18 protein-coding genes are annotated in these 20,629 nt (G+C 51.6%); 6 read left to right on the top strand and 12 right to left on the bottom strand.

What is annotated here, in order from left to right; all coding sequences use genetic code 11:
* Positions 1-108 precede the first annotated feature (108 nt).
* Together mfd and N7268_RS14985 are read right to left on the bottom strand one after the other, a co-directional pair.
* Complete coding sequence (gene mfd, locus N7268_RS14980; protein WP_260863495.1) at positions 109-3,555, bottom strand: transcription-repair coupling factor; 3,447 nt, start codon at positions 3,553-3,555, stop codon at positions 109-111.
* 119 nt (positions 3,556-3,674) lie between these two features.
* Positions 3,675-4,739 carry an acyltransferase family protein gene (locus N7268_RS14985; protein WP_260863496.1) on the bottom strand — a complete coding sequence of 355 codons (1,065 nt, stop codon included), beginning with the start codon at positions 4,737-4,739 and terminating at the stop codon, positions 3,675-3,677.
* 261 nt (positions 4,740-5,000) lie between these two features.
* On the opposite strand from N7268_RS14985, the gene lolC reads away from it, so the two are divergent.
* From lolC to cobB, 5 genes are read left to right on the top strand one after another with little or no spacing between them, the layout of a single operon-like run.
* Positions 5,001-6,200: a lipoprotein-releasing ABC transporter permease subunit LolC gene (gene lolC / locus N7268_RS14990; RefSeq protein WP_260863497.1), complete on the top strand. Its 1,200-nt coding sequence runs from the start codon at positions 5,001-5,003 to the stop codon at positions 6,198-6,200.
* Positions 6,193-6,894: a lipoprotein-releasing ABC transporter ATP-binding protein LolD gene (gene lolD / locus N7268_RS14995; RefSeq protein ID WP_198904475.1), complete on the top strand. Its 702-nt coding sequence runs from the start codon at positions 6,193-6,195 to the stop codon at positions 6,892-6,894. The genes lolC and lolD overlap by 8 nt, the downstream gene beginning before the upstream one ends.
* The gene (gene lolE / locus N7268_RS15000) at positions 6,894-8,138 is read left to right on the top strand and encodes a lipoprotein-releasing ABC transporter permease subunit LolE (protein WP_260863498.1); all 1,245 of its coding nucleotides are present in this window, start codon (positions 6,894-6,896) and stop codon (positions 8,136-8,138) included. The genes lolD and lolE overlap by 1 nt, the downstream gene beginning before the upstream one ends.
* Positions 8,139-8,156: 18 nt before the next feature.
* A complete protein-coding gene (gene nagK, locus N7268_RS15005; protein WP_260863499.1) occupies positions 8,157-9,068 on the top strand; it encodes an N-acetylglucosamine kinase in 912 nt (303 codons plus the stop codon).
* A 15-nt stretch (positions 9,069-9,083) separates the two neighbouring features.
* Entirely contained in the window at positions 9,084-9,905 is an 822-nt protein-coding gene (gene cobB, locus N7268_RS15010) for a Sir2 family NAD+-dependent deacetylase (protein WP_198904472.1), read from the top strand.
* A gap of 104 nt (positions 9,906-10,009) precedes the next feature.
* Here cobB and potD read toward each other — a convergent pair whose 3' ends face one another.
* From potD to potA, 7 genes are all read right to left on the bottom strand, one after another.
* On the bottom strand, positions 10,010-11,056 hold the full coding sequence (gene potD / locus N7268_RS15015; protein WP_260863500.1) for a spermidine/putrescine ABC transporter substrate-binding protein PotD: 1,047 nt from the start codon (positions 11,054-11,056) through the stop codon (positions 10,010-10,012).
* The gene (gene potC, locus N7268_RS15020) at positions 11,053-11,859 is read right to left on the bottom strand and encodes a spermidine/putrescine ABC transporter permease PotC (protein WP_260863501.1); all 807 of its coding nucleotides are present in this window, start codon (positions 11,857-11,859) and stop codon (positions 11,053-11,055) included. Before potC ends, potD begins: the two co-directional genes overlap by 4 nt.
* Positions 11,860-12,093: 234 nt before the next feature.
* Positions 12,094-12,501, bottom strand: coding sequence for a hypothetical protein (locus N7268_RS15025; RefSeq protein WP_260863502.1), 408 nt, complete (start codon positions 12,499-12,501; stop codon positions 12,094-12,096).
* 97 nt (positions 12,502-12,598) lie between these two features.
* Positions 12,599-12,856, bottom strand: coding sequence for a hypothetical protein (locus tag N7268_RS15030; protein WP_260863503.1), 258 nt, complete (start codon positions 12,854-12,856; stop codon positions 12,599-12,601).
* Between the two features lie 35 nt (positions 12,857-12,891).
* Positions 12,892-13,179 (bottom strand): hypothetical protein, encoded by a 288-nt coding sequence (locus N7268_RS15035; RefSeq protein WP_260863504.1) that lies wholly within the window; start codon positions 13,177-13,179, stop codon positions 12,892-12,894.
* 541 nt (positions 13,180-13,720) lie between these two features.
* On the bottom strand, positions 13,721-14,584 hold the full coding sequence (gene potB, locus N7268_RS15040; protein ID WP_198904466.1) for a spermidine/putrescine ABC transporter permease PotB: 864 nt from the start codon (positions 14,582-14,584) through the stop codon (positions 13,721-13,723).
* Positions 14,568-15,704, bottom strand: coding sequence for a spermidine/putrescine ABC transporter ATP-binding protein PotA (gene potA / locus N7268_RS15045; protein WP_260863505.1), 1,137 nt, complete (start codon positions 15,702-15,704; stop codon positions 14,568-14,570). Before potA ends, potB begins: the two co-directional genes overlap by 17 nt.
* Before the next feature lie 250 nt (positions 15,705-15,954).
* On the opposite strand from potA, the gene pepT reads away from it, so the two are divergent.
* Positions 15,955-17,181: a peptidase T gene (gene pepT, locus N7268_RS15050; RefSeq protein WP_260863506.1), complete on the top strand. Its 1,227-nt coding sequence runs from the start codon at positions 15,955-15,957 to the stop codon at positions 17,179-17,181.
* 97 nt (positions 17,182-17,278) lie between these two features.
* On the opposite strand, the gene roxA is transcribed toward pepT, so the two are convergent.
* From roxA to phoP, 3 genes are all read right to left on the bottom strand, one after another.
* Entirely contained in the window at positions 17,279-18,400 is a 1,122-nt protein-coding gene (gene roxA, locus N7268_RS15055) for a [50S ribosomal protein L16]-arginine 3-hydroxylase (protein ID WP_260863507.1), read from the bottom strand.
* Positions 18,401-18,489: 89 nt separating this feature from the next.
* Positions 18,490-19,953: a two-component system sensor histidine kinase PhoQ gene (phoQ, locus tag N7268_RS15060; protein ID WP_260863508.1), complete on the bottom strand. Its 1,464-nt coding sequence runs from the start codon at positions 19,951-19,953 to the stop codon at positions 18,490-18,492.
* Positions 19,953-20,624, bottom strand: coding sequence for a two-component system response regulator PhoP (gene phoP / locus N7268_RS15065; RefSeq protein ID WP_198904461.1), 672 nt, complete (start codon positions 20,622-20,624; stop codon positions 19,953-19,955). The genes phoQ and phoP overlap by 1 nt, the downstream gene beginning before the upstream one ends.
* Positions 20,625-20,629 lie beyond the last annotated feature (5 nt).

The following is a 20,629-nucleotide window of genomic DNA, read 5'->3' on the forward strand; positions in this document are numbered from 1 at the left end:
CAGGGGAAGTGCAAAGTGTTGTAAATTTCAACAGGAAAGGTGGGCGAGCCTGACATTAACAGCTGAGTATGCCGGGTAAGGCGTTGCACCATAACCCGGCATCCGGCTCTAGGCCACCGCGTTTTCTTCGAGCTGGCGCATAAACTGACGCACCCAGTCGATACGTGTTTTACGCTCAGCCAGATCCTGCATGAACTTCAGCCGCGTTGGACCGTCGAGGCGGAAATGCTGCGGTTGCTTTTGCAGTAAACCAATCAGCCAGACCGGGTTGACGTGGTTTTTCTCTGCAAATTCAATCGTGCCACCTTTTTCATTGCCTTCAAGTTTCCTGATGCCCAGTTTTTGCGCCTGCTGGCGTAAACGGGCAATGTCCAGCAATGTACGGGCCGGGTCGGGGAGCAGACCAAAACGGTCTATCAGCTCGACCTTAATTTCCTCCAGCTCATTTTCATTCTTCGCGCTGGCGATGCGTTTATAGAACGACAGGCGCGTATTAACATCCGGAATGTAGTTGTCAGGTAACAATGACGGCATCCGCAGTTCAACTTCGGTTTGTTGACTGGTGAGATCTTCCAGCGACGGTTCACGCCCCGCTTTGAGCGCATCAACCGCGTTTTCCAGGAGCTCCATATACAACGAGAAACCGATGGTTTCCATGGAGCCGCTCTGATCTTCTCCCAGCAGTTCCCCCGCGCCACGAATTTCGAGGTCATGGGTTGCCAGGGCAAATCCTGCGCCCAGGTCTTCCAGCGATGCAATGGCTTCGAGGCGTTTCTGCGCGTCGGTGGTCATGGCTTTGGGATGCGGCGTCAACAGCCAGGCATAGGCCTGGTGATGCGAGCGTCCGACGCGCCCACGCAACTGATGCAACTGCGCCAGGCCAAAGTGGTCTGCACGTTCAATGATAATGGTGTTAGCGGTCGGGATATCGATCCCGGTTTCAATTATCGTGGTGCACACCAGTACGTTAAAGCGCTGGTGGTGGAAATCGTTCATCACCCGTTCCAGTTCGCGCTCACGCATTTGCCCGTGGCCGATGGCAATACGCGCTTCCGGCACCAGTTCCGCCAGTCGGTCGGCGGTTTTATGAATGTTTTCAACATCGTTGAACAGATAATAGACCTGGCCGCCGCGCAGTACCTCACGCAGAATCGCCTCACGTACCACCAGATTGTCATATTCGCGGACAAACGTTTTGACCGCCAGACGGCGGGCAGGCGGGGTAGCGATGATTGACAGATCGCGCATGCCGCTCATTGCCATATTGAGCGTACGTGGAATCGGCGTTGCGGTCAGGGTCAGAATATCGACGTCAGCTCGCATTGCTTTAATACGCTCTTTATGACGTACGCCAAACCGGTGTTCTTCATCGACGATCAGCAGACCCAAATCTTTGAGCTTCACATCGCTTTGCAGCAGTTTGTGCGTGCCGATGAGAATATCGATTTTCCCTTCAGCAACCTGCTCCAGAATTTGCGTCTGCTCTTTGGCGCTGCGAAAACGGGAAAGCATCTCAATGCGCACTGGCCAGTTGGCAAAGCGGTCACGGAAGTTGTCGAAGTGCTGCTGAGCGAGCAGGGTGGTCGGCACCAGCACGGCGACCTGTTTGTGGTTCTCTACCGCCAGGAATGCGGCGCGCATCGCCACTTCTGTTTTACCGAACCCGACATCGCCGCAGACCAGACGGTCCATGGCCAGCGGCTGACACATATCGCTGAGTACTGCGTTAATCGCCTGGGCCTGATCGGGCGTCGTTTCAAAGGGGAAGCTGTCACAAAACAGCTGGTACTGTTCACGATCGTGTTTAAAAGCAAAACCTTCTTTTGCTGCGCGTTGCGCATAAATATCTAACAGCTCGGCCGCCACATCGCGTACTTTCTCAGCGGCTTTCTGACGTGCGCGTGACCAGGCGTCGCCCCCGAGTTTATGCAGCGGCGCATTCTCCTCTGCGCCACCCGCGTAGCGGCTGATCAGATGTAAAGAGGAGACTGGCACATACAGTTTGGCGTCGTTGGCGTAGGTGAGCATCAGGTATTCGCCCGTAATACCACCTGCTTCCAGGGTTGTCATACCCGCATAGCGACCCACACCGTGTTCAAGATGAACCACCGGCTGGCCAGGGTGCAGCTCAGCGAGGTTACGGATTAATGTGTCCGGGTTGATCGTGCGACGCGAGTCCTGACGGCGGCGCGCCACGCGCTCACCGAGAAGGTCACTTTCGCAGATCAGTGCCAGATTCCGCTTAGTGTCGATAAACCCGTGCTCTGCCGAGCCAATCATCAGGTAACGGCCAGTCTCTACGGCTTCATCGAGGCGCAAAATGCGCTTCGGCGCAATCTTGATACGGGCGAGAAGTTCACCGAGCGCCTCACGACGACCCTCGCTTTCAACCGAGAACACCACCGGGCCATTAAAGGCCTCGAGGAATTTGCGTAGCGCATCCAGCGGTGCTTTTTGCTGGGCCTGTACCGCCAGTTCTGGCAGCTTCTGGTATCCCAGGTTGGTATTCGCGGCTTTCTTCGGCAGGCTCTCGGTTTTAAGCTGCACGCGCGGCCAGCGTTTAAGTTCAGAGAACAGCTCATCCACGCGCAACCACAGTGATTCTGGTGGCAGAAGCGGGCGCATCGGATCGACGCCCCGGTTCTCAAAGCGTGAGAAAGTATCCGCCTGGAAGCGTTCCGCGCTGGTCTCCAGATCGCCGGTATTCACTAACAGCGTATTAGCGGGGAAGTAGCTGAACAGTGGCGGCAGCGGCTCGCTGAAAAACAGCGGTTGCCAGTATTCGATTCCGGCAGGCAGCGTACCTTTGCTGACCTGCTGATAAATATGCTCGGCGTCGCGTTTAACTTCAAAGGTATCGCGCCACTGGCTACGGAACAGCTCAATGGCCGTTTTATCCGTCGGGAATTCGTGCGCAGGCAATAAGTTAATGGCCTCGACTTCTTCCAGCGTGCGCTGAGTGTCTGTGTCAAACAGCCGCAGACTGTCGATTTCATCATCAAAGAAATCAAGACGGTAAGGGAGCTCGCTGCCCATCGGGAACAGATCCAGCAGTGCGCCGCGCGTGGCATATTCACCGTGTTCCATCACCTGATCAACGTGGCGGTAACCGGCACTGTCCAGTTGCTCGCGCAGGGCGTCACGGGACAGACGCTGACCCTTTTTCATCACCAGCGCGTGACCGTGCAGATAGCTGTGCGGGCATACGCGCTGCATCAGCGTATTGACCGGTACAATCAGCACGCCGCGCTGCATCGACGGTAGCTGATAAAGCGTTGAGAGCCGTGAGGAGATGATTTCCTGATGTGGTGAAAAACTGTCGTAAGGGAGCGTTTCCCAGTCTGCCAGGTTCATCACCATCTGATCGGTGAACTGACGTATTTCATCATGCAGGCGCAGGGCATTTTGCATGTCCGGCGCGATGAGCACCACCGGACCAGCGTGGTGTTCGGCTATTTCTGCCACCAGCGTAGCGCAGGCGGCACCGGTAAGTTCACCTAACTGGCGCTGATCGCCAGCTTTCGCTGGGAGCGTGTAACGATGTTGTTCAGGCATAACGGTTGTAAGGATCTCGTTTAGGTATACGTCTGATAAGCAATGTTCTTTATTATCCGTGATCGTTTCTCATAAGCAAATTGAATCGCCCCCGAATGGGGGCAAAAAAAGTGTTGGGATTAGCGGGCGTTGGTCGCGAAAGAGGGCGGGGAAAAGAGCAAATCGGCGACGGTTTTTTGTGAAATCTTCCTTACCGCAAGTCCTGTCAGCGTACAGAGCAGCAGGCAGGCGAACGGATAAATCAGCAGCAGTGTCAGTTCCATTGTCGCCGGCCATTCAGCGTGATTAATTTTAGGGATTAACGTTAAGCTGAAGAACTCAACCAGGATACGGTGGGTGGTGTAAATGGCGATGGTGTTTGCGCCAATGACGCTTAACGGACTGGAAGCACGCATGCCAACGCGCTGCTCGAACTGATAAAACGTCTTCATGATGAGCACAATGGAAAGCAGCGAAAGGAACAGCGAAACATTTACCCACCATGCCATGATGGACAGGATCACGCTCATCGCCACGATGATGGGGTGACGGCGCAGTGGAACCTCTTTAATCCCAATCATAAGCGTTGCGCCAAACCATGCGCCGAGACAGTACCAGGGCAGGTTACGTATTACGCTGTTCATTCCCCACCAGGGCGTCGGGAAGAAATTGATAGCGATGCTCAGTAACGCGAACAGCACCAGCAGGGGGGACGCCCAGCGGCTGAGGATTTTGCACACAATAAAATAGACGACCAGGGCGTACAGATACCACAGGCTGGTACTGGCGGTCAGCATGCCGCGCGTAAACTCACCCACGGAGTCCGCATAGGCGGCGTTGGCGGTATGCGTCAGATCACGCTCCGGGGCTAAGCCGTCATTGAGCGCGCTTATGGCCAGCCACTGAACTACGCCCCACAGAGCCAGCACCCAGACAATATGCCAGATCCGCTTATTCGCGCAGGTTGCCCAGGGCTCGTCGTCGATGTAGCGACGGATCAGATACCCCGATATAAAGAAAAAGACCGGCATTCGAAACGGCGCCAGGTAGAGATTGAGGTAGATCCAGCATTTCGTCAGGAGTGGTGAAAGCGGGTGCTGAAACGTGGTGAGTTGCGGGTAAAAGGTAATGACCGAGTGGTAGATAACCACCAGACAGATGCACAACCCTTTGATTTGATTAATCCATAGTTCTTTTTTATTCATTGTGATGGCGTATTCCTGTTGCTTGATAGAGATTGCCATCCTGCGGTTACCGGGGGCGCCTGTAATGCGTAACCGTCTGCATTTTATTTTTTTCAGATAAAGATCAGGATCAAACGCGGATGAGAAGAGAGATAACTTTAGAAGATTGATTTGTTTATGCTTTTCAGCGTAAAGCTGACGAACACTTACGGTTCAGTCATTTACCCATTCTGCTTTCGCTTATATACTCGTGACTTTGCTAACAGCAACCAGACGGATTTCATGTATCAACCTGTCGCTCTATTCATCGGCCTGCGTTACATGCGTGGGCGTGCTGCAGATCGCTTCGGTCGCTTCGTTTCCTGGCTCTCCACCATCGGCATTACTCTTGGGGTAATGGCGCTGGTTACGGTGTTGTCGGTGATGAACGGTTTCGAGCGCGAGCTGCAAAATAACATCCTTGGCCTGATGCCTCAGGCAATTCTCTCGTCTGAGCAAGGCTCCATTAACCCACAAAAGCTACCGGAAAAAGCCGTGGTATTGAACGGTGTTAACCGTATTGCGCCGCTAACGACAGGTGATGTCGTTTTGCAAAGTGCGCGCAGTGTGGCGGTTGGCGTTATGCTGGGCATCGACCCGGCACAAAAAGATCCCCTTACGCCGTATCTGGTCAATGTGAAGCAAACAGATCTCGAACCGGGTAAGTATAATGTCATCCTGGGTGAGCAGCTTGCCGGGCAACTGGGCGTGAACCGGGGCGATCAAATCCGCGTGATGGTACCGTCTGCCAGTCAGTTTACCCCGATGGGGCGGCTGCCGAGCCAGCGCTTGTTTACGGTAATCGGTACGTTTGCCGCCAACAGCGAAGTCGATGGCTACCAGATGCTGACCAATATTCAGGACGCATCGCGACTGATGCGCTATCCGGCCGGTAATATTACCGGCTGGCGTCTGTGGCTGAACGAGCCGTTAAAGGTTGATACGCTGAGTCAGCAAGCGCTGCCGCAGGGCACGAAGTGGCAGGACTGGCGTGAGCGTAAAGGCGAACTGTTCCAGGCTGTCCGCATGGAAAAAAACATGATGGGTCTGTTGTTGAGCCTGATCGTGGCGGTTGCGGCATTCAATATTATTACCTCGCTGGGTCTGATGGTGATGGAGAAGCAAGGCGAAGTGGCGATTTTACAAACTCAGGGGCTAACACCACGACAGATAATGATGGTGTTTATGGTTCAGGGCGCCAGCGCCGGGATTATTGGCGCATTGTTGGGCGCGGTTCTGGGCGCATTGCTTGCCAGCCAGTTGAATAACCTGATGCCGATCATCGGGACGTTACTGGATGGCGCGGCATTACCTGTTGCTATTGAACCCCTGCAGGTAATCGTCATTGCGCTGGTGGCGATGGCCATTGCACTGCTGTCTACGCTGTATCCTTCCTGGCGCGCTGCCGCCACTCAACCCGCTGAGGCTTTACGTTATGAATAAGATCCTGTTGCAATGCGACAACCTGTGCAAACGCTATCAGGAAGGCACTGTGCAAACTGATGTACTGCACAATGTCAGCTTTAGCGTCGGCGAGGGCGAAATGATGGCGATTGTCGGCAGCTCCGGCTCCGGCAAGAGTACGCTGCTGCATCTGCTGGGCGGACTGGATACGCCGACATCGGGCGATGTCATTTTTAGCGGACAGCCCATGAGCAAACTTTCGTCTGCGGCAAAAGCGGAACTGCGTAATCAGAAGCTCGGGTTTATCTACCAGTTCCACCATTTGCTGCCGGATTTCACCGCACTGGAAAACGTGGCGATGCCGTTGCTGATCGGTAAGAAGAAACCGGCAGAAATTACCGAGCGTGCCCGCGAGATGCTGAAGGCGGTGGGGCTGGATCATCGTGCCAGCCATCGCCCGTCTGAGCTTTCAGGCGGTGAGCGCCAGCGTGTAGCTATCGCACGCGCGCTGGTCAATAACCCGCGTCTGGTGTTGGCGGATGAACCAACCGGTAACCTGGATGCGCGCAACGCTGACAGCATTTTCGAACTTCTGGGTGAACTGAATCGTTCTCAGGGCACGGCATTTCTGGTCGTGACACACGATCTGCAACTGGCGAAGCGCATGAGTCGCCAGCTTGAAATGCGCGACGGTCGCCTGACGGCCGAACTGAGCCTGATGGGAGCAGAGTAATGGCTTCGCCTTTATCGTTATTGATTGGGTTGCGCTTTAGCCGTGGGCGGCGGCGTGGCGGCATGGTCTCGCTGATTTCTGTTATTTCCACCATCGGCATTGCGCTCGGCGTGGCGGTATTGATTGTCGGTTTGAGTGCTATGAACGGTTTTGAGCGTGAGCTGAATAACCGTATTCTCGCCGTTGTCCCGCACGGTGAGATAGAAGCGGTTAACCAGCCGTGGAACAACTGGCAGGAAGCGCTGGACAAGGTGCAGAAAGTGCCCGGTATCGCGGCGGCGGCACCCTACATCAACTTTACCGGACTGATAGAGAGCGGCGCAAATTTGCGCGCGGTGCAGGTGAAAGGCGTTGATCCTAAACAGGAACAACGTTTGAGTGCACTGCCTTCGTTTGTCCAGAATCATGCCTGGGATAATTTTAAAGCCGGTGAGCAGCAGATTATTATCGGGAAAGGCATTGCCGATGCGCTGAAGGTGAAGCAGGGCGATTGGGTGTCGATTATGATCCCTAACGCCAGCGCCGATCATAAGCTGATGCAGCCCAAACGTGTGCGTTTGCACGTCACGGGGATTCTGCAACTGAGTGGGCAGCTCGATCACAGCTTTGCCATGATCCCCATGGAAGACGCGCAGCAATACCTCGAGATGGGGTCCAGCGTTTCCGGGATCGCCCTCAAGGTCAACGATGTCTTCAATGCCAATAAGCTGGTCAGAGATGCCGGTGAGGTGACCAACAACTATGTCTACATTAAAAGTTGGATTGGTACCTACGGTTATATGTATCGCGATATCCAGATGATCCGCGCCATTATGTATCTGGCGATGGTACTGGTCATTGGCGTTGCCTGTTTTAATATCGTTTCAACGTTAGTGATGGCGGTAAAAGACAAGAGCGGCGATATTGCGGTATTAAGAACGCTGGGGGCTAAAGACGGGTTAATTCGTGCCATTTTTGTCTGGTATGGATTGCTGGCGGGTCTGCTGGGTAGCCTGACAGGTGTCGTTATTGGTGTTGTTGTCTCATTGCAACTCACGCCGATCATTAACGGGATAGAAGCACTTATCGGTCATCAGTTCCTCTCTGGTGATATCTATTTTATTGACTTCCTGCCATCCGAATTACACTGGCTGGACGTTGTTTACGTGCTGGTTACGGCATTATTGCTGAGTCTTTTGGCGAGTTGGTATCCGGCGCGGCGCGCCAGTAATATTGATCCTGCGAGAGTACTTAGCGGCCAGTAAAAATAATAAGGAGCGGTGATGTATTACGGATTTGACATCGGCGGGACTAAAATTGCGCTGGGCGTGTTTGATAATCAGCGTTGTTTGCAATGGGAAAAACGCGTCCCTACGCCTCGCGACAGCTATGACGCTTTTTTGGATGCGGTTTGCGAGCTGGTAACAGAGGCAGACCAGCGCTTTGGCGTTAAGGGCTCCGTGGGGATTGGCATTCCCGGAATGCCGGAAACGGAAGACGGTACGCTGTATGCGGCTAACGTTCCCGCTGCCAGCGGCAGGCCGCTCCGTGCCGACCTGAGTGCGCGTCTGGATCGCGATGTTCGCTTGGATAATGATGCCAACTGTTTTGCACTCTCCGAAGCCTGGGACGATGAGTTCACCCAATACCCGTTAGTGATGGGGTTAATCCTCGGTACGGGTGTCGGCGGTGGTTTAGTGCTTAACGGAAAATCCATTACCGGGCGCAGTTATATCACCGGCGAGTTTGGTCATATTCGTCTGCCAGTGGATGCACTGACGCTGATGGGATTTGACTTCCCGCTGCGTCGCTGCGGATGCGGCCAGTTGGGATGTATCGAAAGCTATCTTTCCGGTGGCGGATTTGCATGGCTTTATCAGCATTACTACCATCAACCCCTGGATGCCCGTGAGATTATCGCGCTCTGGGAACAGGGTGATGAACACGCGCGGGCCCACGTCGAACGTTATCTGGATTTGCTGGCAGTTTGCCTGGGGAATATTCTGACTATCGTTGATCCTGATTTAGTAGTGATTGGCGGTGGCTTGTCGAATTTCACCGCGATAACGACGCAACTGGCGGATAGACTTCCGCGTCATCTGCTGCCGGTCGCTCGTGTACCGCGAATTGAACGGGCACGACATGGTGATGCGGGTGGGATGCGCGGAGCCGCTTTCCTACATCTTACCGATTAATACAAAGAGGTTGTTATGCTGTCGCGTCGGGGTCATCGGTTAAGCCGTTTTCGTAAAAATAAACGCCATTTGCGCGATCGCTTGCGTCAACGGATCTTTTTCAGAGACAGAGTGGTGCCTGAATTGATGGAAAAACCAAGAGTATTAGTCCTGACGGGAGCAGGGATCTCTGCCGAGTCAGGGATTCGTACCTTCCGTGCCGCCGATGGTCTGTGGGAAGAGCATCGGGTTGAAGATGTCGCCACTCCAGAGGGATTTAGCCGCAACCCGGGGCTGGTGCAGTCGTTTTATAATGCGCGTCGCCATCAGTTGCAGCAGCCTGAAATTCAGCCTAACGCGGCACATATTGCACTGGCAAAACTTGAAGAAGCGCTGGGCGACCGTTTTTTGCTGGTGACACAGAACATTGATAATCTGCACGAGCGTGCAGGTAGCCAGAACGTTATCCATATGCATGGTGAACTGCTCAAAGTTCGCTGTTCGCAAAGCGGGCAGATTTTGGAATGGACAGGGGATGTGACCCCGGAAGATAAATGCCATTGCTGCCAGTTTCCGGCACCGTTACGTCCACACGTCGTGTGGTTTGGCGAAATGCCGCTGGGTATGGATGAAATCTATATGGCGTTGGCAATGGCGGATGTTTTCATCGCCATTGGCACATCGGGGCATGTCTATCCGGCGGCAGGTTTTGTGCACGAAGCGCGACTGCATGGCGCGCATACGGTGGAGTTAAATCTCGAACCCAGCCAGGTAGGCAGCGAGTTTGAAGAGAAGTATTACGGCCCGGCGAGCCAGGTGGTACCTGAGTTCGTTGAAAAGTTACTGAAAGGGCTCTAATCGGTTTATTGTACCGGGTGGGCGATTTGCCCACCCGGCTTAATACGACACCGAGAGTCAGCCTGAATCGCGAAGCGCTATCAGGCTTTGATGACCTTGCGGGGTTAGCGTCCTGCTTTCAGCTTCTGATAATACTCTTCATAAATCGCGCTGGCGGAACCCACGTCGTTCTGCCATTCACCTTTGCTGATGGTTTCAGCATCAGGATAAAGCGTTTTATCGTTCGCGACGTCCGGCTTAAGCAGTTTACGCGCGGCCAGGTTTGGTGTGGGATACCCAATCGTTTCCGCAACCTGTTTGGCGACATCCGGGCGCAGCAGGAAGTTAATCAGCTTCAATGCGCCTTCTTTGTTTTTGGCGTTCGCCGGAATAGACAGACTGTCCATCCAGAAAATCCCACCTTCTTTCGGCCACACAACTTCCAGCGGAGTACCTGCCTGACGAGCAACAAACGCAGAGCCGTTCCATACCATGCCCAGATTGACTTCGCCTTCCATATACGGGTTTGCCGGATTATCAGAGTTGAAAGCCGCGACGTTAGGCATCAGTTTCTTCAGCTCGTTATAAGCGGCTTCAATCTCTTTCGGATCGGTCGTATTCCCTGAGTAGCCCAGTTTGCGCAGCGCCACCTGGAATACTTCACGGGCATCATCCGTTAACAGCAGGCTCCCCTTATATTCCGGTTTCCACAGATCGGCCCAACTTGTCACGGTTTTCGGGTCAATAGCATCGCTGTTGATGCCAATCGCTGTCGCGCCCCAGATATACGGAATAGAGTAGTCATTATTCGGGTCAAACGGCTTGTTAAGCATTTCAGGATCAAGGTTGTTGAAGTTGGTTAACTTCGACTTGTCGATCTTCTGAATCATGCCTTCCTTGCGCATTTTATCGACGTAATAAGTGGAAGGAACCACCAGATCGTAAGCACCATCCTTATACGTTTTGAGCTTGGCATACATGGTCTCGTTCGACTCATAGGTCGAGTAGATCACCTTAATACCCGTCTCTTTTGTAAACTGTTCAAGCAGTCCCGGCGGAACGTACTCGGTCCAGTTATAGAAATAGAGCGTGTTATTGTCATTAGCGTGAGCGGCACTCATTCCCAGTGCCAGAGCACCTGCCGCAAGCAGGTGGCGTGACCATTTTTTCATTTAACGTCCCCTGAATAGTGAGCCTTGTGGCCCTTGGTTTTATCACGTGCGACGAGCTGGCTGGTAATAACCATAACCAGCGACAGAACTAACAAAATGGTGGCCAACGCATTGACTTCCGGTGACACGCCGACTTTAACCATTGAGTAGATTTTTAATGGCAGAATTTCATAACTTGGTCCGGTCACGAACGATGAGACAACAACATCATCCATCGATAGCGTAAAACTCAGCAACCAACCCGCGGCTACTGCTGGCATCGCCAGCGGCAGAATAATTTTCCGCAGAATCGTGACTTCACTGGCGCCCAGATCTTTCGCGGCTTCCAGCATACGTACGTCAAAGCCCTTCAGGCGCGAGTAGACGGTCACCACCACAAAAGGCAGGCAGAAGGTGATATGCGAGAACAGCAGCGACCAGAAACCCAGCTGGATCCCGAGCAGCATAAACAGAACTAACAATGAAATTGCCATGACAATATCAGGCGACATCATCACCACGAATAACATGCCGCTGACAAAAGGTTTCCCGCGAAAACGGTAGCGGTAAAGTGCGACAGCCGTGAGTGAGCCGATCAGTGTGGCAAAGGTTGCTGAAACAACAGCCATCGTAAGCGAATGTTGAGCGGCCTGCAGCAGGCTGTCATTGTTGATCAACAGGCTGTACCAGTTAGTGGTAAAACCTTGCCAGTTGATACCAAAGCGTGAGCTGTTAAAAGAGTTCACAATCAAAATGATGATTGGAATATACAGGTAAGCATAAATGGCGGTCATGAAACCACCGCGAAGCAGTCTGCCGATCATTCGAGATCCACCCCCTTGTGCTGATGAGGGGACAGTTTCAGAGCATTGAAATGATTCAATTTTTCCTTATCTCCAACATCTCTCCAAAACTATCTGATTAAACAGCACGCAAAAAAACGCGGCCATCACTTGAGGCCGCGCATTTTACAACAATTTTCCCCCTTATCGGGAAAAAATGGCTGATTTAATGACGAGTGTTGTTTGTGACACCCGCGGATGGAGCTGACTGGCCGATTAACGTACGCTGACGCCCATAACCTGTCCGCTGCTTTGGTCCATATCAAACCGTGCGGTGAAACCCGCTTTACGCCAGCGAGTGCGCTCTTCGTTTTGCGATTCCCAACCCAGGGCTTCCATATAATCTACCGCTTCGCCTTGATACTTCCCGGCAATGTGACGGTCGAGAGTGCGCGCAACATCTGCTGCCGCTTCAGGCTCTACCTGTCCGTGATGGCGACTGGCTTGTGCGGCATTTTGCCGCTGAGTATGGTGGATGTTGCACGTTCCGTTAGCTTCACTAACTTGTGTGCAACCCGATTTTTCAAGCTGTGCCCGGTATGATTCACTGATAGCCAATGCGTTGTGAAAATAGAACCCTCCCATCAGCAGGATGAGCACTGTTGTGATTTTCTTGCTTTTCATCTATTAATACTCCGAAAGCGAATAGTTAGAATAATATGTTAATGATGAAGAATACGTTTATGCGTAGCGTCATCATTATTTCCTGTCTGTCTAAATATTATTTGCCAGCTTTTGCTCGCGTTAACCATGTGAAAAATGCCAACAATAAACCAATGAGCAATAAAGGTACGAAGATAATAATGCCTGCCGCCAAAAATCCGGCCAGCGTTGCATTCTCGTAACCTGCTACAGAATCTATTCCTTTAATGCCATCGTAGAACCGAAACAATTCCACCACGAAAAACAGGCAGTAGGCGATAAAAACCCACAGAACAATTTTCCCAGGAACCGTTCGGGCATTTTTAATAATACCCATGTTGTTATTTAATACTCATTCGGTAGTGTATTGAGTTAATACCAGCAGCGAGAGCCATTGTCTGCCTGACTGGCATCCGGTAACTCTGCGCACGATGGTAGCGTAACGCCATCACGGGTGATCATATTTTTATCATGGTGGTGATGCTTATGATGATGTTGCTGGCCTTCACCACAGGTACCATTCGCATCTTCCACTTGTGTACAGCCACTTTGTTCCAGACTTTGATTGTACGCCTCACGTCCCTGGGGCGGGGCGATCACGCAGCCTGACAACATGACGGATAAACTGCCGATTGCTAACAGCATTGAAACTTTATTCATTATTTTACTCTCAGGTTATAGGACTCAGAAAGCTATCTTTTCTCTGGCCTTTATTACCTACAGATAGTTCAGCATCCATGCCCAAAGATAGCTTTTTCAGTGGTCTGATGAGTTCATTCTATTTAAAGAATTAACCTGTTCAACAATTAAATTCAGCATTATATATTTTTTTAAGATGTTGTTTTATCTTGAGGTTCTTCTGAGTGCAGGGGTTATGTTATCAGGTCGTATCAAAGACATTGATTTTGAGTATATGCCATCTGTTTTTTACTGTTAATTTAAACGGTGATGCAGTGCAAATTGTTATCGGCAATGAGTGATAAGTTAATTTATTCTTCAGGATTAATCTTATGTTGTCTGGAAAGGAAATATTAATTCTTAATTAATGGGAAAGTTAAATTTCAAATGAAATAGATACGTTTGATATTATCGTGCCATCAAAGAAAAATAATACCTCTTAATGATTAGAGGTGAATAATAAAAAGCCGGAGGTCATCAGACTTCCGGCTCGTAATATGATTCAGGCAGGGGTTATCGCTGCTTAATCGCCTAACTCGCTGGCTTTTCTGTTCAGTAAGCGGGATGCGCGCCAGTAAATCAGGAGCATCAGCCCCATCACGACAGTCAGCGTGATGCTGGTCGCGGCGCCAAACGGCCAGTCGCGAATATTGAGGAACTGAACCTTAATCACGTTACCAATCAGCAGGTTTTTCGCTCCACCCATCAGGTCGGAAACGTAGAACAACCCCATTGCGGGCAGCATGACCAGCAGACAACCGGCAATAATCCCCGGCATCGTTAACGGAATAATGATGCGGGTAAAGGTCTGAAGTTTACTGGCACCAAGATCGCGTGCGGCTTCAAGTAGTGGTTTATCCAGCTTCTCAATACTCGAGTAGAGCGGCATCACCATAAACGGCAGCAGAATGTAAACCAGGCCGATAATGACCGCGCTGGGGGTAAACATGATACGAATTGGCGTATCAATGACGCCAAGCCACAGCAAAAACTCGTTGAGATAACCTTTGGTACTGAGGAAGATTTTGAGTCCATAGATGCGAATCAGCGAGTTGGTCCAGAACGGAACAATCAGCAGGAACAACAACAATGGACGCACTTTCTCCGGCAGTTTCACCAAAAACCAGGCAAAAGGGTAGCCGAGAACCAGACAGGCAAGCGTAGCAATCAGCGCCATATTCAGCGAATGAAGCAGCACTTCGAAATAGAGCGGATCGAGCAGCCGGGCATAGTTTTCCAGCGTAAAGACCATTTTGACAAAGTTTGCGTCATCACGGGTCAAAAAGCTGGTACCAATGATCATCAGGTTGGGCAGAAAGACAAATAGCACAAGCCAACCGACAATGGTGACGATCACCACACTCTGGAATTTACTTGTGTTCTTCATCAGCCAGTACGACCTCCCAACTTTCTACCCAGTTAATGGCCATTTTTTGGTCGAGAGAGTGATCGAAGTCGGGATCGTCTTCGTTAAAGAATTCGCTGACCATCACCATCTTGCCATTTTCCAGTTCGACAACCGACTCCAGCGTCATGCCTTTGTAGTTGCGCTCACGAACATAACCGATAAGTCCTTCGATGTGATTATCATCGTTGATCTCATCTACGCGCAGATCTTCTGGCCGCAACAGAACGTGTAATTTCTGTCCAGGCTCTACCGCAAAGTTGACGTAAATATTGCACTCGCGGCCTTCAACATTCGCGCGGACACGTTGTTCATCCAGACGTTCAATCACCGTCGCGTTAAACATATTGATCTCGCCGATGAATCCGGCAACGAACAGATTTTTCGGTTCTTCGTAGATTTCGCGCGGTGTGCCGTCCTGCTCAATACGTCCGTCACGCATAACCACGATACGGTCTGACATCGTCAGCGCCTCTTCCTGATCGTGTGTGACAAACACAAAAGTAATGCCGAGCTTACGTTGCAGCGCTTTCAGTTCGTTCTGCATCTGCTTACGCAGCTTATAGTCCAGCGCGGAGAGGGATTCATCTAACAGAAGCAAACGTGGCTTATTGACGACCGCACGGGCGATTGCCACGCGTTGTTGTTGCCCACCGGAGAGCTGATGCGGCTTGCGCTGAGCGAACTCTTCCAGTTGCACCATGCGCAGGGCTTCGGTGACGCGAGGATGAATATCGGCTGCGGGGGTCTTTTGCATGCGTAACCCGAAGGCCACATTCTCAAAAACGGTCATGTGGGGGAATAACGCATAGCTTTGGAATACGGTGTTCACGTAGCGGTTTTCCGCGGGCACGTGAGTGATATCCTGGTTGTCCAACATGATATGACCGGAATCAACCGTTTCCAGACCGGCAATCAGGCGAAGAACGGTTGTTTTACCGCAACCAGAGGGGCCTAGCAGCGTGAGAAACTCGCCATTATTGATGGTCAAATCGAGGCTGGAAATCACCTCTTTACCATCGAAATTCTTGCGAATTCCCGCTAATTGCACCAGTGGAGAAAGCGAACGCGGTTGTTTATTCAATTTTTTACTCTGTCCCATGTAGACGCAACGGATGGCTGACCGCTGCGGGGTTTGTGGTTAACCACCTTGATGATTCTTGATGAGGGCGATTATTCTACGGCAAAGCACTGAAATCGCCAATCCTTGTTGCGAATTACTGACTTAGCCTTATAGTCAGAAAGGGTGTCATGGCGAAAAATTCTCACTTGCGGGGATAAAAGTGACCTGACGCAATATTTGTCTTTTCTTGCTTATTGATAATGTTGTCACAAAAAGTGAGGGTGACTGCATGGATAAACTACTTGAGCGTTTTTTACACTACGTGTCGCTGGACACCCAATCAAAATCGGGCGTGAGGCAAGTACCCAGCACCGAGGGGCAATGGAAATTATTACAGTTGCTCAAGCAACAGCTCGAAGAGATGGGGCTGGTTAATATTTCGCTAAGCGACAAGGGAACGTTGATGGCAACGTTACCCGCTAACGTGACAGGCAACATTCCTGCGATCGGTTTTATTTCTCATGTGGATACCTCACCGGATTTCAGCGGTAAAAACGTCAATCCGCAAATTGTTGAAAACTATCGCGGAGGCGATATTGCGTTAGGCATTGGCGATGAAGTTCTGTCGCCGGTGATGTTCCCGGTATTGCATCAGTTGCTGGGGCAAACGCTGATTACCACCGACGGTAAAACGTTGCTGGGTGCGGATGATAAAGCCGGCGTGGCGGAAATCATGACTGCGCTGGCGGTGCTGATTAAGAAAAACATTCCTCATGGTGATATCCGCGTAGCCTTTACGCCTGACGAAGAGGTCGGTAAAGGGGCGAAGCATTTTGATGTCGCGGGATTTGATGCGCAATGGGCCTACACCGTTGATGGCGGCGGTGTGGGAGAACTGGAGTTTGAAAACTTCAACGCGGCGTCGGTCAATATTAAAATCGTCGGTAACAATGTGCATCCTGGCACCGCGAAGGGTGTGATGGTGAATGCGTTGTCGTTGGCTGCGCGTATCCATGCCGAAGTCCCTGCTGATGAAAGCCCGGAAACAACCGAAGGTTATGAAGGTTTTTACCACCTGGCGAGCATGAAAGGCAGCGTTGACCGTGCGGATATGCACTACATCATCCGTGATTTTGACCGTAAACAGTTCGAAGCGCGTAAACGGAAAATCATGGATATCGCCAAAAAGGTTGGGAAGGGGTTGCACCCGGACTGCTATATCGAACTGGTGATTGAAGACAGCTACTACAATATGCGCGAGAAAGTCATTGAGCATCCGCATATTCTGGATATTGCCCAGCAGGCGATGCGCGACTGCGATATTGAACCCGTACTGAAACCGATCCGCGGCGGTACCGATGGTGCGCAGCTTTCATTTATGGGATTACCGTGCCCGAACATATTCACTGGTGGCTACAACTATCATGGTAAACATGAATTTGTGACGCTGGAAGGAATGGAGAAAGCGGTGCAGGTGATTGTGCGTATCGCGGAATTAACGGCAAAACAACCTTAAAAATTGCCCGGTAGCATAAGCTGACCGGGCTGTATTATCGTACTGGCCTGATAAGACGCGTGAGCGCCGCATCAGGCTTATTCAATCTGTACAACAATTACCCTTCGAAGAACCAGTACCCGCTGTTGACCAGTGCGGCCAGCATGGCAAGGAAAGACGGATCTTCCAGCGCATCCTCAAAGTTTTCAGCTGTCAGCACGATATGGCTAGCCAGTGCTTCCAGCGCAGGGCGGTGCGGCGAGTCAATTTTCTCACCATTGGCATAGATGTCATCGCCAATACGCAGGACGCGTAATCCCCCCAGACGTACCAGCACGTCGCCTTGTTTCAGGGCATCGTAGATTTCATCAGGCTGATACGGAGGCTCTGGTGGCGCGATATCCAGTTCATGACGGGACTGGGAAATAAACTCACCAAACCACTGTTTAAAATGCTCCGGCTGATTGATCAGCCCAAGCATCATTTCGCGCAGTTTGTCCATTTCCTGCGGCAGAATATCTGCCGGATGGTCGCGCGGCGGCAGTTCCGGGTCGCTGTAATAAGTGCTGCCCAGTTCGCGCTGCAGAACATAATCCGCAAATCCGCTGATGAGCTCCCGGGTATTAGGTGCGCGGAAACCCACTGAATAGTTCATCGCGTTTTCCAGCGCATAGCCTTCGTGCGGGAAACCTGGCGGGATATACAGAATGTCGCCCGGCTCCAGCTCTTCATCAATGATCGCTTCAAACGGATCGACCTGTAGCAGATCTGGGTGAGGACAGTGTTGTTTTAACTGCAGTTTTTCACCCACACGCCAGCGACGACGACCGGTTCCCTGGATAATAAAGACATCGTACTGATCCAGATGCGGGCCAACGCCGCCGCCGGGGACGGAAAAAGAGATCATCAGATCGTCAATACGCCAGTCCGGCAATGCCCGAAACGGACGCATCAGCGCAGCGGTTGGCTCGTGCCAGTGGTTGACGGCCTGGACCAGTAGCGACCAGTTATTCTCGCCAAGATGGTCATAGCTTTCGAAAGGACCGTGACTCACCTGCCATTTACCATCCTGATGGCTGACAAGGCGACTGTCTACTTCGCTTTCCATTGCCAGTCCAGCCAGTTCATCAGGTGAAATGGGATCAATAAAGTTATTAAACCCGCGCTTTAACACCACCGGGCGTTTTTGCCAGTGACGTTCAAGAAAATCAGGCCAGTTAAGAGTAAGTTGGTATTCCATGATGAGTATCCGCAGGCTGGTATCTGACACCGATTATAACGGATGCGTAACCGGATAAGTGATATCGGCACATAAATATTACAGATAGCTTACTCGTCTTTCTGGCCGGGGTGCTGACGGCCGAAAATAACTTCCATACGAGCGCCGCCTAACAGGCTGTCACCGGCGATGATTTGTCCGTCATACTGCTCAGTAATTTCACGCGCGACAGCAAGACCCACGCCTTGCCCGGGACGTAATGTGTCCACGCGCTGACCACGATCAAACACGGCTTCACGCATGCTTTGCGGAATGCCGGGGCCATCATCTTCGACCAGAATATGCAGGTGATCGTCTGACAACTGGGCCGAAATTTCGACAAACTCGAGACAGTATTTACACGCGTTATCCAGCACGTTGCCCATGACCTCGACAAAATCGTTCTGTTCGCCAACAAAACTGATTTCAGGGGAAATATCGAGATTGATGCTGACGCCTTTACGTTGATACACCTTGTTGAGCGCAGAGGTCAGTTTATCCAGCAAGGGGGCGACAGGATGCAATTCGCGGCTAAGCAGGGCGCTGCTGCCGCGCATGCTGGCGCGATGCAGGTAGTAGCCAATTTGCTGTGAAATACGGCTGATTTGTTCCAGCATGACCGGTTCGGCGTCGCTAACGCTCATTTTTTCATTACGCATCGAGCGTAATGTACTCTGCAACACGGCCAGGGGCGTTTTCAGACTGTGAGTGAGGTCTGTTAGCGTCGTTCGGTATTTGTCGTAGCGTTCACGCTCGCTTTTCAACAACCGGTTAAGATTTCGTACCAGACTGGTCAGTTCGCGCGTCGTTGCCGGGTTAAGCATTTCGCGATGGTGTTCTTCCAGTTCACGAACTTCGCGAGCCAGTGATTCGATGGGCCGTAAACTCCACCAGGCCGCGACCCACAGCAACGGGATAACTAACAACAGATTGGCGGCCAGAACATAGATAAACCAGCTCCAGACCATATACGAGCGCTTTAGCTCAATCGGAATAGTATCAACCACGACGATGGTTAATTGGGGCATTCTGGCGGTGGCGGGGTACACGTTGACCGCGACGGAGTGCGTCATTTCAGCATCGTCGTCATCTTCCCGTACTTCTTTCAGTTGCTGCTGGGCGGAATGATCCTCGCTCAGTAGTGTACTGGTAGCGTCTACATTGGCTTCGATTTCATGAAAACCGTTGGTTTTTAACCAGTCGGGCTGAATACTCTGCGTCAACCAGGGTACGTCACGCTGCGCCCACAGCAGTTTGCCATTTTCGTTATAGATCAGCGACATTGTGGGGCTTTGCATATCGAGGTTTTCAGGAAGCTCGACGCTTATCTTGCCATTTTCCCATTTCGCAAGGGTATAGAACAGGTTGCTTTCACCGCGCAGCAGGCGAAACGTTGTCTTGTCAAAACTCACGCTATAGCCCACCAGTGCGACCATGCCATAGGCCAGTGAGAGTACGAGAACCACGCCCGCCGTTGCCAGCAAAAAGCGCAACCGCAGGGACAACGGGAAAAAGTGACGCAATAATTTATTCATTAGCGCAGTTCGAAAAGATATCCCTGACCACGCACGGTGGTGATCACCTCATCAGGATGTTGTGCCTGAATTTTTTTACGCAGACGCCCCATCAGTACGTCGATGGTGTGGCTTTCGCGTAACTCAGCATCCGGGTAAAGCTGTAACATGAGAGAATCTTTGCTGACAACTTTGCCGTTATTGCGGATCAACGTCTCCATGATGGTGTACTCAAATGCGGTCAGTTTGATGACTTCATTATTCACCGATAGCTCGCGACGAGAAAGATCCACCTGGAAAGGGGGCAGCGAGATGATCTGCGAGGCCAGACCGCTGTTGCGTCGCATCAGCGCCTGCATCCGTGCCATCACCTCTTCAATATGAAACGGTTTGGTCACGTAATCGTCTGCCCCGGCGCTGAGTACTTCCACTTTGTCCTGCCAGCCTTCGCGGGCAGTTAATACCAGAACAGGAAGGGAAACGTCATTGCTGCGCCAGCGACGGATCAACGACAGTCCATCTTCGTCAGGCAGACCTAAATCGACGATCGCAATATCCGGCAGGTGCTCGTTAAGATAATAGTCAGCTTCTTTTGCATCTTCTGCGTCATCGACCTGGTGTCCCAAATCCTGTAACTGCACCTTCAGGTGGTGGCGTAATAATGCATTATCCTCGACAACCAGTACGCGCATTATCG

The sequence above is a fragment of the Citrobacter sp. Marseille-Q6884 genome (assembly GCF_945906775.1).
Lineage (GTDB): Bacteria > Pseudomonadota > Gammaproteobacteria > Enterobacterales > Enterobacteriaceae > Citrobacter.

What these genes read in the sequence shown, in the direction of transcription:
- mfd (WP_260863495.1), bottom strand. Translation starts at nt 3,555, where the DNA reads ATGCCTGAACAACATCGTTACACGCTCCCAGCGAAAGCTGGCGATCAG.
- N7268_RS14985 (WP_260863496.1), bottom strand. Translation starts at nt 4,739, where the DNA reads ATGAATAAAAAAGAACTATGGATTAATCAAATCAAAGGGTTGTGCATC.
- lolC (WP_260863497.1), top strand. Translation starts at nt 5,001, where the DNA reads ATGTATCAACCTGTCGCTCTATTCATCGGCCTGCGTTACATGCGTGGG.
- lolD (WP_198904475.1), top strand. Translation starts at nt 6,193, where the DNA reads ATGAATAAGATCCTGTTGCAATGCGACAACCTGTGCAAACGCTATCAG.
- lolE (WP_260863498.1), top strand. Translation starts at nt 6,894, where the DNA reads ATGGCTTCGCCTTTATCGTTATTGATTGGGTTGCGCTTTAGCCGTGGG.
- nagK (WP_260863499.1), top strand. Translation starts at nt 8,157, where the DNA reads ATGTATTACGGATTTGACATCGGCGGGACTAAAATTGCGCTGGGCGTG.
- cobB (WP_198904472.1), top strand. Translation starts at nt 9,084, where the DNA reads ATGCTGTCGCGTCGGGGTCATCGGTTAAGCCGTTTTCGTAAAAATAAA.
- potD (WP_260863500.1), bottom strand. Translation starts at nt 11,056, where the DNA reads ATGAAAAAATGGTCACGCCACCTGCTTGCGGCAGGTGCTCTGGCACTG.
- potC (WP_260863501.1), bottom strand. Translation starts at nt 11,859, where the DNA reads ATGATCGGCAGACTGCTTCGCGGTGGTTTCATGACCGCCATTTATGCT.
- N7268_RS15025 (WP_260863502.1), bottom strand. Translation starts at nt 12,501, where the DNA reads ATGAAAAGCAAGAAAATCACAACAGTGCTCATCCTGCTGATGGGAGGG.
- N7268_RS15030 (WP_260863503.1), bottom strand. Translation starts at nt 12,856, where the DNA reads ATGGGTATTATTAAAAATGCCCGAACGGTTCCTGGGAAAATTGTTCTG.
- N7268_RS15035 (WP_260863504.1), bottom strand. Translation starts at nt 13,179, where the DNA reads ATGAATAAAGTTTCAATGCTGTTAGCAATCGGCAGTTTATCCGTCATG.
- potB (WP_198904466.1), bottom strand. Translation starts at nt 14,584, where the DNA reads ATGAAGAACACAAGTAAATTCCAGAGTGTGGTGATCGTCACCATTGTC.
- potA (WP_260863505.1), bottom strand. Translation starts at nt 15,704, where the DNA reads ATGGGACAGAGTAAAAAATTGAATAAACAACCGCGTTCGCTTTCTCCA.
- pepT (WP_260863506.1), top strand. Translation starts at nt 15,955, where the DNA reads ATGGATAAACTACTTGAGCGTTTTTTACACTACGTGTCGCTGGACACC.
- roxA (WP_260863507.1), bottom strand. Translation starts at nt 18,400, where the DNA reads ATGGAATACCAACTTACTCTTAACTGGCCTGATTTTCTTGAACGTCAC.
- phoQ (WP_260863508.1), bottom strand. Translation starts at nt 19,953, where the DNA reads ATGAATAAATTATTGCGTCACTTTTTCCCGTTGTCCCTGCGGTTGCGC.
- phoP (WP_198904461.1), bottom strand. Translation starts at nt 20,624, where the DNA reads ATGCGCGTACTGGTTGTCGAGGATAATGCATTATTACGCCACCACCTG.